Origin of the sequence: Streptomyces aurantiaciflavus (genome assembly GCF_049808595.1) — a bacterium.
GTDB lineage: Bacteria > Actinomycetota > Actinomycetes > Streptomycetales > Streptomycetaceae > Streptomyces.
This window is the reverse complement of record NZ_JBNCAQ010000003.1, coordinates 318,210-331,337: the sequence shown is the minus strand read 5'-3', so window position 1 is coordinate 331,337 and position 13,128 is coordinate 318,210. Positions and strand designations below refer to the sequence as shown.

At 72.6% G+C, this 13,128-nt stretch carries 12 protein-coding genes; 9 read left to right on the top strand and 3 right to left on the bottom strand.

Features of this window, described 5'->3' with window-relative positions; translation table 11 throughout:
* The first annotated feature begins 218 nt into the window (after window positions 1-218).
* The 6 genes from glnII to ACPT94_RS04910 all read left to right on the top strand — a co-directional run bounded on the left by glnII (window position 219) and on the right by ACPT94_RS04910 (window position 7,143).
* The gene (glnII, locus tag ACPT94_RS04935; protein ID WP_360338875.1) at window positions 219-1,247 is read left to right on the top strand and encodes a glutamine synthetase; all 1,029 of its coding nucleotides are present in this window, start codon (window positions 219-221) and stop codon (window positions 1,245-1,247) included.
* A 69-nt stretch (window positions 1,248-1,316) separates the two neighbouring features.
* Window positions 1,317-3,125 (top strand): HEAT repeat domain-containing protein, encoded by a 1,809-nt coding sequence (locus ACPT94_RS04930; protein WP_425245192.1) that lies wholly within the window; start codon window positions 1,317-1,319, stop codon window positions 3,123-3,125.
* A gap of 78 nt (window positions 3,126-3,203) precedes the next feature.
* The gene (locus ACPT94_RS04925; protein ID WP_107468717.1) at window positions 3,204-3,326 is read left to right on the top strand and encodes a hypothetical protein; all 123 of its coding nucleotides are present in this window, start codon (window positions 3,204-3,206) and stop codon (window positions 3,324-3,326) included.
* A gap of 115 nt (window positions 3,327-3,441) precedes the next feature.
* Window positions 3,442-4,026 carry a winged helix-turn-helix domain-containing protein gene (locus ACPT94_RS04920; protein WP_360338881.1) on the top strand — a complete coding sequence of 195 codons (585 nt, stop codon included), beginning with the start codon at window positions 3,442-3,444 and terminating at the stop codon, window positions 4,024-4,026.
* A 66-nt stretch (window positions 4,027-4,092) separates the two neighbouring features.
* Complete coding sequence (locus tag ACPT94_RS04915) at window positions 4,093-5,154, top strand: NAD-dependent epimerase/dehydratase family protein (protein ID WP_425245191.1); 1,062 nt, start codon at window positions 4,093-4,095, stop codon at window positions 5,152-5,154.
* 351 nt (window positions 5,155-5,505) lie between these two features.
* Entirely contained in the window at window positions 5,506-7,143 is a 1,638-nt protein-coding gene (locus ACPT94_RS04910) for a DUF1996 domain-containing protein (protein WP_425245190.1), read from the top strand.
* Between the two features lie 123 nt (window positions 7,144-7,266).
* Here ACPT94_RS04910 and ACPT94_RS04905 read toward each other — a convergent pair whose 3' ends face one another.
* Window positions 7,267-7,722, bottom strand: coding sequence for a hypothetical protein (locus tag ACPT94_RS04905; RefSeq protein WP_360338890.1), 456 nt, complete (start codon window positions 7,720-7,722; stop codon window positions 7,267-7,269).
* A gap of 100 nt (window positions 7,723-7,822) precedes the next feature.
* Here ACPT94_RS04905 and ACPT94_RS04900 point away from each other — a divergent pair, with 100 nt between their 5' ends.
* The 3 genes from ACPT94_RS04900 to ACPT94_RS04890 all read left to right on the top strand — a co-directional run bounded on the left by ACPT94_RS04900 (window position 7,823) and on the right by ACPT94_RS04890 (window position 11,081).
* Window positions 7,823-8,323: a tetratricopeptide repeat protein gene (locus tag ACPT94_RS04900; RefSeq protein WP_425245189.1), complete on the top strand. Its 501-nt coding sequence runs from the start codon at window positions 7,823-7,825 to the stop codon at window positions 8,321-8,323.
* Between the two features lie 50 nt (window positions 8,324-8,373).
* Window positions 8,374-10,296: a hypothetical protein gene (locus tag ACPT94_RS04895; protein WP_360339059.1), complete on the top strand. Its 1,923-nt coding sequence runs from the start codon at window positions 8,374-8,376 to the stop codon at window positions 10,294-10,296.
* A gap of 95 nt (window positions 10,297-10,391) precedes the next feature.
* Window positions 10,392-11,081, top strand: a complete 690-nt coding sequence (locus ACPT94_RS04890) for a TetR/AcrR family transcriptional regulator (RefSeq protein WP_425245188.1) — start codon at window positions 10,392-10,394, stop codon at window positions 11,079-11,081.
* Between the two features lie 4 nt (window positions 11,082-11,085).
* Here the strand turns inward: ACPT94_RS04890 and ACPT94_RS04885 are convergent, their stop codons facing one another.
* Complete coding sequence (locus ACPT94_RS04885) at window positions 11,086-11,442, bottom strand: 5-carboxymethyl-2-hydroxymuconate Delta-isomerase (RefSeq protein ID WP_360338899.1); 357 nt, start codon at window positions 11,440-11,442, stop codon at window positions 11,086-11,088.
* 61 nt (window positions 11,443-11,503) lie between these two features.
* Entirely contained in the window at window positions 11,504-13,126 is a 1,623-nt protein-coding gene (locus ACPT94_RS04880) for a SpoIIE family protein phosphatase (RefSeq protein WP_360338902.1), read from the bottom strand.
* Window positions 13,127-13,128 lie beyond the last annotated feature (2 nt).

The window sequence follows — 13,128 nt, the reverse complement described above, 5'->3', positions numbered from 1 at the left end:
TCCGTCTTGCGACCGCGAACGGCGACTCCGGGCCGGGCCGGGCGTGCTCACACCGTGATGCGCACCACAGCACCACCAGGTAACACGGGGTTCACACTCGGGCAATGATCGGGAAATCGCCTGTTGACAGGCTGCCGGGCAAACAACCGCGGCGCCCCAGTGCCGCAGCGCCGCAGCACCCGCAAGTGCGCCCAGACCCACCCCGAAGGATGTGGCCCGTGAGCTTCAAGGCTGAGTACATCTGGATCGACGGCACCGAGCCGACGGCCAAGCTGCGTTCGAAGACGAAGATCCTCTCCGACGACGCCAAGGGTGCCGAGCTGCCGATCTGGGGCTTCGACGGGTCCTCCACCAACCAGGCCGAGGGCCACGCCTCGGACTGTGTGCTCAAGCCGGTCTTCTCCTGCCCGGACCCGATCCGCGGCGGTGACGACATCCTGGTCCTGTGCGAGGTCCTGAACATCGACCTCACCCCGCACGCCACCAACACCCGCGCCGCGCTCGTCGAGGTCGCCGAGAAGTTCGCCGCACAGGAGCCGATCTTCGGCATCGAGCAGGAGTACACCTTCTTCAAGGACGGCTACCCGCTCGGCTTCCCCAAGGGGGGCTTCCCGGCCCCGCAGGGCGGCTACTACTGCGGCGTCGGCGCCGACGAGATCTTCGGCCGTGACGTCGTCGAGGCCCACCTCGACAACTGCCTGAAGGCCGGCCTCGGCATCTCCGGCATCAACGCCGAGGTCATGCCCGGCCAGTGGGAGTTCCAGGTCGGCCCGCTCGCCCCGCTCGAGGTCTCGGACCAGCTGTGGGTGGCCCGCTGGCTGCTCTACCGCACCGCCGAGGACTTCGGCGTCTCCGCCACCCTCGACCCCAAGCCGGTCAAGGGTGACTGGAACGGTGCCGGCGCGCACACCAACTTCTCCACCAAGGCGATGCGCGAGGGCTACGACGCGATCATCACCGCGTGCGAGTCGCTCGGTGAGGGCTCCAAGCCGCTCGACCACGTCAAGAACTACGGCGCCGGCATCGACGACCGCCTGACCGGTCTGCACGAGACCGCCCCGTGGGACAAGTACTCCTACGGCGTCTCCAACCGCGGCGCCTCGGTCCGTATCCCGTGGCAGGTCGAGAAGGACGGCAAGGGCTACATCGAGGACCGCCGCCCGAACGCCAACGTCGACCCGTACACGGTGACCCGCCTGCTGGTGGACACCTGCTGTTCCGCGCTGGAGAAGGCCGGCCAGGTCTGATCCCCGGCTCTTCCCGGAAGGGGCGCCCGCCGACTCGGCGGGCGCCCCTTCTGCGTATCGTGCGCTGTCATGGCGACCGACGGGGTGGAACAGGTACGGGCCTACGGCGCGGCGGGGGACGTGTCCGGGCTGCTGCGGGCGATGGAGTCCGAGGACGCCGAGGTGCGCGAGGAGGCCATGCAGTGGCTGTGGCCCGCGGCGTGGAACGAGAACGACCTCGCCGTGGCGACCGCGCGAGCGGTGCCGCGGCTCGCCCGGCTCGCCCTGGAGGGGCCCGGTCACCGGGAGGATCTGCTGCGGCTGCTCGGCAGCATCGCGACCAGGCCCGAGTGGCCCGACGCGAGGGAGCCCGCCCAGCAGGCGGTGGCGGACGAGCTGCCGCCCCTGCTGTCCTTCGCGCACGACGCCGACACGGGCGTACGGGACGCGATGGTGACGCTGATCGCCGCGTGCGGCCGGGAGGACGACCTGCCGCTGCTGAGGACCCGGCTCGACCGCGAGACCGACCCGCTGGTGCGCGCCCATGTGGTGACCGCGCTCGGGCTGCTCGACCCGGGCGACGGCGCGTGGCGGCACGCTCTGCTCGACGACCCCGAGCCCCGGGTGGCGCTCGCCGCCGCCGAGGACCTGCTGCGCACCGCCGAACTGCCGCTGCCCGAGCCGCTGGTCGACCACTGCGCGCGGGCGTACACGGCCGACCCGCACGAGCCGGACCCGGCCGTGTGGCCCCACTCCCACACGTCGTACACCGACCGGCTCCTGGCGGACCCCGAGGCCGCTCTGAGGGCCACCGCCAGCGGGGTACCGCTCGCCTTCGACATCACCGCGCACTGGCGCGACCGCGAGGCCGACGTGCTCCCCTGGGCGCTGCGCGAGACGCGGGAGGGCGAGTACGGCATGGACTTCGAGCTGAACCGGCTGGCGCAGCTGACCTGCGCGCTGCCGCCTGAGCTGCACGCGCCCGTGCGCGACCACGCACTGCCCCACCTGGCCTCCGACCTGCCCGAGGTGCAGGCGGCGGCGATCACCGCGCTCGCCCGCGCGAAGGTGCCGCGGGCCGTCGAGGAGGCCGTACGGCTTGTCGAGGAGGTGCCCGGTTCGTACCGGACGGCCCGCACCGCCGCGGCGGTGGCCGAGGAGTTCGGAGCCGGGGCGCTGGAGGTGGCGCGGGCCGTGGCCCGGCGACTGGGGACCGCCCACTCGGAACTGGTCAAGGTGCTGACGCGGTTCCCGGAGGTGGCGGTGGACGTCGTCGACGAGCTCACCGTGCTGCTCGCCCGCACGGGCACCGGACACCCACCGGTCGCGGTCGCCGTGCTGGGCCGGCTCGGTCCCGCCGCCGGTGACCTGGCCGAGCGGGCGCTGCTGACCTGTGTGACCGAACGCGCCCACTCCTCGGTCTCGGCGGTCGCCGCGGTCGCGTACCACCGGGTCAGCGGTGACCCCGGGCCGGCCCTGTCCTTCTTCCGGCAGGAGATGACCGTCTTCGGCCCCGGCCTGACGATGGACTGGGCGAGCCAACTGGGTCCCGCCGCCGCGCCCTTGCTGCCGTTCATCGATCCCTGCCTCACCCGCGACGGCCGGCCCACGGCCGCGCTGGCGGTCTGGCGCATCACCGGCCGTACCGAGGACACCGTGGAACCCCTGGCCCGGCAGGCGGTCGAGTGGGGGAAGTTCTACGCCGGCACGCCCCACCCCGTGCTCACGCTCACCGAGATGGGGCTCCTCCCCCGTTTCGCGGTGGGCCCGCTGCGCCGCGGGGTCGAGGCACCCCACCGCGTCGTCCACGACTTCATGACCGGCGACAGTCTCCACGCGGACTACGTCGCCCGGGCCGCCGTCCGCAACCTGCTGGAGACCGCCCGCATCCTCGACTGAGCCAACTTCCCGCCAAGGAAACGTCCAAGCAGTGAGAGGAGTCTCCTGTCACGCGCGGGTGTCTGCTTCAATGGGCCCATGGCCAGCTTCCAGAAGTACTCCGCGACGGGTCGCCATGACCTCGAGCCCTTCTGGCCCTCCCGTCAGCACCACGACTTCGACCGGGTGTGTTGCCGCGCGACGAACGCGCCGGCCCTCTAAAGCCGTACCCCCGGCCTTCGGCCGCCGCGAACGACGTACGTCCCTCGACGAGCCCGACCACGAGTCACGGCCGTCGACCAGCCCGACGAACTCCTCGCGAAAGAGCTGACCTCTCATGGCGACCACTCGTTCCCTCTCCACCGCTTCCCTCACCACCCCGTCCGGCCCCTCCCGGCACCGTCTGCGAGCCGTGGACCGGGACGAGGTGGTGGAGGTCGCGGACTTCCTGCCGCCGGGCGCCACCTGGCTGCCCGCTCCCCAGCACGCCCTGCCCGCCCTGCCCGGCCAACCGCCCATGATCGGCTACCTGGTGCTCGTCCCGGCCGACCAGCAGCCGCCGTTCCTGCCGGTGGCGGTGCCCGACCAGCCGCACACCGAGGCGGCCGAGGACACCGACGACACCCGCGCGCCGCTCGTGCGGATCGACACCGGACAGCGCACCGCGTGGGTGGAGGGGCGTGAACTCGACCTGACCTACCTGGAGTTCGAGCTGCTCGCGCACCTCGTCGCCCATCCGCACCGGGTGCACACGCGCGACCAGCTCGTCACCACCGTCTGGGGCTACGGGCACGTGGGCGACGGCCGCACGGTCGACGTCCACATCGCCCGGCTGCGCCGCAAGCTGGGCGCGCGCCATCGCCAGGCGATCCAGACGGTGCGCCGGGTCGGCTACAAGTACACCCCGCCGACCGGCCGCTGAGCCCGTGCTCTGCCATCGGCAGAGCACGGTTCCGTACCGCGCCCGCACCGGGCAGAGTCTTCCACCATGAGACTTCTGGTGCTGGGTGGTACGGAGTTCGTGGGGCGGGCCGTCGTCGAGGCGGCCGTCGGGCGCGGCTGGGAGGTGACGGTCCTCAACCGGGGGCGGCACGCGCCCGTCCCCGGGACGCGGTCGCTGGTCGGCGACCGCACCGCGCCCGGAGGCCTCGACGCCCTGCGCGGCGGTGAGTGGGACGCCGTCGTCGACACCTGGTCGGCGGCGCCCCGCGCGGTGCACGAGGCGGCGCGGCTGCTGCGGGGCCGCGCCCGCCGGTATGTGTACGTGTCGAGCTGCTCGGTGTACGCGTGGGCCCCGCCGGCCGGATACGCCGAGGACGCGCCCCTCGTCGAGGGCGCTGAGGCCGACGCCGACCAGACCGACTACCTCCGCGACAAGCGGGGCGGTGAACTCGCCGCCGTCGACGCCTTCGGCGCGGAGAACTCCGTGCTCGTACGGGCCGGGCTGATCCTCGGGCCCTACGAGAACGTCGGCCGGCTGCCCTGGTGGCTGACCCGGATCGCCCGCGGCGGCCCGGTCCTGGCGCCGGGTCCGCGTGAGCTGCCCCTGCAGTACGTCGACGTTCGCGATCTCGCCGCGTGGATCCTGGGGGCGGCGGAGCGGGAGTTGAGCGGACCGTACAACCTGATGAGCCCTCAGGGGCACGCGACGATGGGCGAGTTCCTGGACGCCTGTGTGCGGGTCACCGGCGCGGCGGCCGAACTGCGCTGGACCGAACCGCGGGTGATCCTCGACGCGGGCGTGGAGCCGTGGACGCAGCTGCCCGTGTGGGTGCCGCCGGGCAGCGACATGCACGACGCCCTGCACTCCGCCGACGTCTCGCGGGCGGTGGCGACCGGGCTGACCTGCCGGCCCGTCGAGGAGACCGTCGCCGACACCTGGGCGTGGCTCCAGGCCGTCGGCGGCACGGCACCGCAGCGCCCCGACCGGACCCTCAAGGGCCTGGACCCGGAGGTGGAGGCGAAGGTGCTCGCGGCCGCCGCGGCGGAGTCCGCCGCCTCCGAAGGTGCGTCCGGCGCGTCCGGGGGCGGAGCTGACGCCACCCCTTGACCTGGGGCTTCGGGCCGGTGGCCCCCGTGCGGAAATCGGCGAAACGGGGGTTCGCGCCGGCCGTGGTGTCACGCCCGGCGCGGCGACGACCGGCCGCCGGCCCGACTGACGCCCCGTGAGCCGGCGGTGCCCGCCTACCGGGACCGGGAGACGTGATCCAGGTAACTCCCTTGTGGCAAAGGCGCGTTGATGACGTCACCTGTGCGGGCGTTGGGACCGAATTGTTCCACGAACCTCTCATCAATTTCTGAGACGGCTGAACACCTCTGGGGCGACGTGCGTATGGGAAGGCGCCGCTTCACTCCTGTCGGGCGCCTCGATGCTGCCCCGCAAGGAAGTCAGAGGAGTTCCATGGGACGCAACACACGTAAACGCCGTTCGTCGATGGCCACGAAGGCCGTGGCAGCATCGGCGGCCCTAGCGCTCGGTGGGGGCGGGCTGATCTGGGCGAACTTCTACGCTTCGGCGCACGAGTCCAAGAACTCGGCCCAGAACCAGACCAAGGCCGCCGCCGGACAGGTGGCGACCATCGCCTGCCCCGACGTCGGCCAGAAGCTGACGAACGTGCCCAACGGGGCGCGCCAGGGCGTCGACAGGGAGCTGGCGCTGCTGGACAAGCAGATCACCGAGGCCTACGCCCGGCTCGCCTCCACGCGCCAGGCCCAGGCCAACGACCCCGGCTTCGTGCAGAACGCGATCGTCGGCCCCCTCAAGGACAAGCGGGCCGCCACGATCGACCGGATCCGCATCAACATCCAGCGCGTCGGCGGCCAGGCCCAGAACCTGAGCCAGTTCGCCGCCTGCACCACGCAGACCGCGCAGACCAACGCCGGCGGCCAGAACGGCGGCCAGCAGCAGAACGGCGGCCAGCAGCAGAACGGCGGTCAGCAGCAGAACGGCGGCCAGCAGCAGAACGGCGGCCAGCAGCAGAACGGCGGTCAGCAGCAGAACGGCGGTCAGCAGCAGGGCGGTGGCCAGCAGCAGAACGGCGGTCAGCAGCAGAACGGCGGTCAGCAGAACGGTGGCCAGCAGAACGGCAACGGTGGCCAGGGCGGCAACGGCCCGACGGCGGCCGACTTCGTGGACATCACCAAGGTCCAGGGCAACGCCCAGCTCGGCGTGGGCCAGAACGGTCTGCCCGCCAACGGCAACAGCGGTTCGCGGGGCACCTTCACCACGAAGTGCGGCACCAACGGCAACGACAACCACAACACGGACAACGTGATCGTGGCCCCCGGTGTCACCAACGGCGCGCACCACCTGCACGACTACGTCGGCAACCAGAACAACGACGCCTTCGCGAGCGACCAGGAGCTGGCGGGCGCCGGCACCAGCTGCCAGAACCAGGGCGACAAGTCGTCGTACTTCTGGCCGGTGCTGCGTCTGCAGGACGGTTCGCAGGACTTCGACCAGAACAACGACGGTGGCGGCAAGGAGGGCAACGTCGGCAAGATCCTTCAGCCGGCCCAGGCCCAGCTGAAGTTCGTCGGCAACAAGAGGGGCAACGTCGTCGCGATGCCGACGGCCCTGCGCATCATCACCGGTGACGCGAAGGCCTTCGTCAACGGCAACGCCAACGCCAACGTGAACTGGAGCTGCACCGGCTTCGAGAACAAGGTGCAGCTGAAGGACAAGTACCCGATCTGCCCGCAGGGCAGCCAGGTCGTCCGCACGACCAACTTCCAGAGCTGCTGGGACGGCAAGAACATCGACAGCGCCAACCACCGTACGCACGTGGCGTTCGTCCAGGGCGACGGCTCCTGCGCCAACGGTTTCAAGGCGATCCCGCAGCTCCAGGTCCGGCTGGTCTACAACGTCCCGGCCCCGAAGATCCAGAACGGCCAGGTCGTGAACCCGTACGCGGTGGACACCTTCCCGGAGAACCTGCACAAGCCGATCACCGACCACAACGACTTCATCAACTTCTTCTCCCAGAACCTGATGAACAAGATGGTCAACTGCATCAACACCGGCAAGAACTGCCAGTGAGCGTGACGGTCTGACCGAACGCTGAAGGCCGGCGGTGAGGATTCCTCACCGCCGGCCTTTGCGTTGCCCGCCTTCCGTGACTCAGTGACGGAGACCCGGTGACGGAAACCGAGTGACCGGGACTCAGTGACCGGAGTGCGTGGCCCCGTCGGAGGCCTCGTGCGAGGTCTCGTGGGAGCCCTCGTGCGCGGAGTGGTCCTTGCCCTCCTCGATGTCGCCGCCGAGCGTGCCGCGCAGCGCCGTCACGGTGCTGGTCTCGCCCACGGCCACCCACTTGCGGCCGACCAGGTAGTGACCGCCGTAGTCCTTGGCCCCGTTGATCCACTCGCGCTGACCGCGGTCGGTCGCGAAGGTCACCAGGATGAACTTGCCGTCGGTGTTCTTGCAGATGGCCTGGCGGATCTCGTCGGCGTCGGTCTGCATGTTCGGCTTGCACTTCACCTCGGCGGCCAGCTGCTCCAGACTGCCGGTCGCCGTCTCCGGGACGGCCTGCGTGCCCCCGTCGGATCCACCGCAACCGGTCAGCACAAGCGCCGCCGCGGCGCCGGCCACCGCGAGCATCGATCGGGTCACCTTCATCTGTCCTCCCTGCGAAAGCCTCCCTCTGGATACGGCTCCCGCGTGCGGTCCGCTCAAAATACCGGTGCGTCCGCGGGCACGCCCGTGCGAAGGTGGGCCGGTGAACCAGGACTGGGAAGACCGCGTGAGCGCCGCTTGGGCCACCTTCGACGACTACCCCGAGGAGAAGGCGGCGGACTTCCGGGCCGTGATCGACGCGCTCGTCGCGGAGTTGCCGGAGGGCAGTGCGCCGGGCCTGTTCGAGCAGGCCTGCGCCTGGGACTCGACCGGCCACTCCGACAAGGCCGTCCCGCTCTACCAGGAGGCGCTGGCGCGCGGCCTCGACGGATACAAGGGCCGTCGCGCCAGGATCCAGCTCTCCAGCTCCCTGCGGAACCTCGGCCGGCCCGAGGAGGGCGTCAAGCTGCTGACGCCCGAACTGGACGCCCCGTCCGACGAACTGGACGACGCCGTACGCGCGACTCTGGCGCTGTGTCTGTCGAGCCTGGGCCGCGACCGCGAGGGCCTGTCCCTCGTACTGGAGGCGCTGGCGGCCCATCTGCCGCGCTACCGACGCTCGATGACGAACTACGCCCGCGCCCTGGTGGCGCCGGAGGGCTGACCCGCCCGGGCGTCGGGTGACCATCCCCCGGTTCGCTCGTTCTGGTGGACGTGCAGTCACAGGATGTCGCCCCGCGCCCCGGACCCGGGTCCCCCACCGACCGGGTCGTCGACGTCGAGCAGGCCGAGGCCGCGCTCGTCGAGCACTACCCGCGTCTGGTCCGGCTCGCCTATCTGGTGCTGCCACCGGGCCTCGGCCGCAGCCGACGGGTGCTGGCCGCCCACTCCCTCGCCCAGCGCGCCCTGCCCCGCGGCCGCGCCTCGGCCCCCGTCATCCCGGCCCAGTCGACCGCCCGCGACGGCGACCCCGGCTACGCCTACGTCCGCCTCCAGGTGGTGCGTACGGCGCTGGAGGCGGGCCTGCCGCTGAAGCGCCGCGCCCGGCCGAAGCGGTCCCAGCTGCCGCCGCTGCTGCCGCAGGTGTGGGGGCTGCGCCTCTTCCCCCGCTCCGGCGGCGCCGACGAACTGGACCTGGACCAGCGGCTGTCCGCCCTGTCCGGCCCGGCTCGCGCCGCCTACGTGCTGCGCGGTCTGGAGAAGCTCCCCGACGGCGATGTGCGCGAGGTGCTGGCCGAGGCCGGCGTCGAGGACGTGGACGCGGCGCTGCGCGCGGCCGACACGGTCCCCGCGCGGTACGCGCTGCTCGACTCCCCCGAGTTCGACCCCTGCTCGCTCCAGGCCCGTCCCACCGACCTGATGCGCCGCCGTCGGCACACGAGGGCCGCGCTCGCCGCCGCGGCCGCCCTCGCCGTGTGCGGCGCCCTGGTCGCCCTGCCCGGTGACGGCTGGGGCCCCGACGGCGCGGCCGCCCCGGTGTACGCGCGGAACCCGGCGGCCGAGGCCGCCCTCGACCCCGGGCGGCTGGTGAAGGCCTCCCCCGCCGCCTGGAAGACCTCCGGCCGCACCGACTTCTCGGTGTGGCCCGCGCGCGGTGGCCTCACCGGCGACAGCGCGCTGTTGCGCCGCGCCCTCGCCGTCTGGGCCCGCCCCGGCGAGACCGTCCGTGTCTCGGCCACCCCCGGCACCCCGACCGGCGGCCCGTCCGGCCCGCCCCAGCTCCTCTACGCGGGCGATGTCGACACCGGGCGCGTGGTGATCCTCCACGACGGTCTGCGTATCGCCCGCTACGCCGAGCCGAGGACCGGCACCGCCGGGGCGGCCCTGGACTTCGCGCGCGTGGACGGCGCGACCGGCGCCGAGGCGGCCGCGGTGGTCCTGGACCGGGCCGACGGCAACGTCCGCTATCTCACGGCTCCCTGGGTGACGAGGGCGGGCGAGCGGGATCTGTCGAAGCCGGGCGCCGGGATGATGGACCTGACGCTGACCGACGGCATCACCGCCCCGCTGGCCAGCCCCGCCACGCACACCGGCGCCTGCACCGGCTGGAACGTGCTGCATCTGACGGACGCCTCCGGCTCGTACCTGCTGAGCGATCTCGGCGAACTCGTCCCCGCCCGCCTCACCGCCGGCCGGCCGACCTCGCCGAAGGAGGCGGTGGGCGCGCAGGCGCTGCGCACCTGGGCGCCGTTCGCCTGCTCGCTGGGCTATGCGCGGGGACAGGGCGTGCGGTCGGTCAACGCCTGGGGGTACGCGCGGCAGCCGCTGCCCGACGCGAGCGGATCGGCCGTGTGGGTGTGCACGCGGGCCGAGACCTGGCGGGGCGACGGGACGCGGGTGCTGGCCCAGGTCCACACGCCGACCGGACTCTTCGGGGTGATCACGGCGAAGGCGGGGGACGTACCGGCGTGCGGCCGGCGCGATCCGCACGTGCTGGCCGGGGTGCTGTGGAAGTCGCAGGGCGGCTCCTGGTACCTCCTCGCCGCCGGCGACCGGAACACGCGCTCGGTGCGGGCGACGGGCGGGGTGAGCGGTGCGGCGCAGGGGAACCTGCTGGCCGTACCGACGAGGCAAGGGGCGCGGGCGGGCCTGGAGGGCACGCTGGAGGGCGGGCGGCCGATCAGCGGGCTGCGCTGAGACGTCGTCCCGCCGGCCGGCGGGTCCGCCCCGCGGCCGAACTGGGTGGCCGGTCCTGTCCGTTCGCGTCCGGATTCGATCGGTAAGGTGTTCGCATGACTACCGGGGTTCGCCGAAGAATGGGAGTCGAGGAGCGGCGGCAGCAGCTGATCGGCGTCGCCCTCGAACTGTTCGCCCGTCGCTCGCCCGACGAGGTCTCCATCGACGAGATAGCCGCGGCCGCGGGCATCTCGCGCCCGCTCGTCTACCATTACTTCCCCGGCAAACTCAGCCTGTACGAAGCCGCGTTGAAGCGTGCGTCGGAGGATCTCGCGGGCCGGTTCGCGGAGCCGCACGAGGGGCCGCTGGGGGCGCGGCTGCTGCGGGTCATGCACCGGTACTTCGACTTCGTCGACGAGCACGGCCCCGGTTTCTCGGCCCTCATGCGCGGCGGACCGGCAGTCGGCTCCTCGACCACGAACGCGCTCATCGACTCCGTACGCCAGGCCGCCTACGAACAGATCCTGTCACACCTGACCGTCGCCGATCCGCCCGCGCGCCTGGAGCTGGTCGTCCGCTCCTGGATCTCGCTCGCCGAGTCCACCGCGCTGATCTGGCTGGACGGACGGCGCATCCCGCGCGAGGAACTGGAGGTGCAGCTCGTCCAGGACCTCGCCGCCCTCATGGCGGTGAGCGCCGCCTACGACGAGGAGCTGCGCAAGCTCCTGCGGCCCGTGCTGGGCGACGAGCCGGCCGACGGCCCGTTCGCCGACCTGGTGACCCGACTCCTCGCCCTCGCCTCCTAGTGCCTCAGCCGTCGTACTTGCGGTACGACGGGTCGAGGTCGCGTACCTCGGCGGAGGCGTGCAGCGTGAGGCCTTCGGCGGGCTTGACGTGCTGCCGCAGCAACTCCAGGACCGTCTCGGTGAGCCGGGCCCTGGTCTCCTCGGTGCGGCCGGCCAGCAGTCCGATGTGGACGTGCACGATGGCGTGCCCCTGGGTGTCGGGGCCGACGGTGGCGTCCTCGGTGCGGCGGAACTGCGTCTTGCACGCCGGCGGCTTCGCGGCGGCGATCTCCACCACGGCGTCGTGCAGCGCCTTGGCGAATCCGGGCCGGTCGAAGTCGTCGGCGAGCCGGTCGGAGTAGTCGACGGTGATCTGCGGCATGGGGCACTCCTGTCTGGGCGACCTGTTGCGGGCGACCCGGTTCCGGGCGACGGAGGTCACCCTAATCGGCCAGCCGCAGCGCCAGCATGGCGATGTCGTCCTCGCGGTCGTGGCCGAAGCAGTCGAGCAGGGTGTCGCACAGGGCGTCCAGGCCGGGCAGGGCGCCCGTGGCGGCGGCACGCAGGTGCTCCATCGAGGCCGCGAGGTCCGTGCCCCGGGTCTCGATGAGACCGTCGGTGACCATGAGGAGCCGGTCGGTGGGTTCCAGGACCAGCTCGGTGGGCGGCGGGTGGGGCACGCCCAGGCCGAGCAGCGGGCCGGACGCCTTGACGTAGTCGGCGCTGCGGGTGTCCCGGACGATCAGCGGCGGGATGTGGCCCGCGTTGGCGATGCGGGTGCGGCCGGTGCCGGGGTCGATCAGCGCGAGGCAGACGGTCGCCGTGACCTCGGGGTGGTAGTGCTGCAGCATCCGGTCGAGGCGCTCGGCGAGCACGGCCGGGTCGCTCTCCTCGACGCAGTAGGCGCGCAGCGCGTGCCGGATCTCGACCATGACGGTGGCCGCTTCCAGCGAGTGCCCGACGACATCGCCGACGGCGGTGAGCGCCCCCTTTTCGGTGCGCAGGACCGCGTAGAAGTCGCCGCCGATCTCGGCGTCCCGGGAGGCGGGCACGTAGCGGACGGCGACGTCGAGGCCCGGCAGGTCGGGCAGCCGGTGCGGCCGGGGCAGGAAGCTGTGCTGGAGGGTGAGCGCGACGTGCCGCTCCACCTGGTACATGAGCAGCGGCTCGGCGGCGAGCACGGTGGCCTGGGCGAGCCGCGCCACCAGGGCCTCGCTCTCGGGGTTCACCCGGCGCACCCCGCGGGTGGGCGTGGCCAGGCACACCGAGGCGCTGCCGTCCTGGGTGGGGATCAGCGCCAGCCGGGCGTCGTGCTGCATGCCGGGCCGGAAGAACCCGGCGGGCCACAGCGGCGCCTGCACCGTCGTGATCCGCACCCCGCTCTGCCCCCGGGTGAGCCGCCGCAGCAGACCGGCCACGGCCCGGTGTGCGCTCGCGTCCGGCAACGAGAGCGAGGTGCGGTCCCGGGAGGCGCCGCTGTACAGCTCGCCGTCGGGGGCGAGGACGAAGACGGCGGCCGGGCCGCCGGCGAGCCGCGCGGTGCCGTCGGCGGCGGCGTCGGCGAGCTCCTGCAGGGAGCGCGCCGCCTGGATGGTGACGATCGTCTCCGACAGCAGCGACAACCTCCGGGCCAGCGCCTGGTCGTCGGCCCGCAGCCGCGCGGCGCGCACCGCGGCCCGGATCACCGCGTCGATCTCCTCGGGCTCGGCGGGCATCGTCAGATACGCCTCGCCCCCCGCGTCCAGCCCCTCGTAGCGGTCCTCCGGGGCGAGGGCGGCGACCGAGAAGTGCACGACGGGCAGCCCGGCCATGTGCGGCCGGGCCTTGAGCCGCCGGCACAGGTCGTAGCCGCTCATGTCCGGCAGGTCCACGTCGACGAGGGCCACGTCGGGCAGGGCTCCCTGCCGCAGCCGTACGTCGAGTTCCGCGAGCGCCTCGCGGCCGGTGGCGGCCTGGACGACCTGGTGGCCGGCGCGCCGCAGCAACGCGCCCATGGCGAACCTGCTCGCCGCCGTGTCGTCCACGACCAGCACGGTCGTGTCGGTGCGCACGCCGTTGACGTCCATAT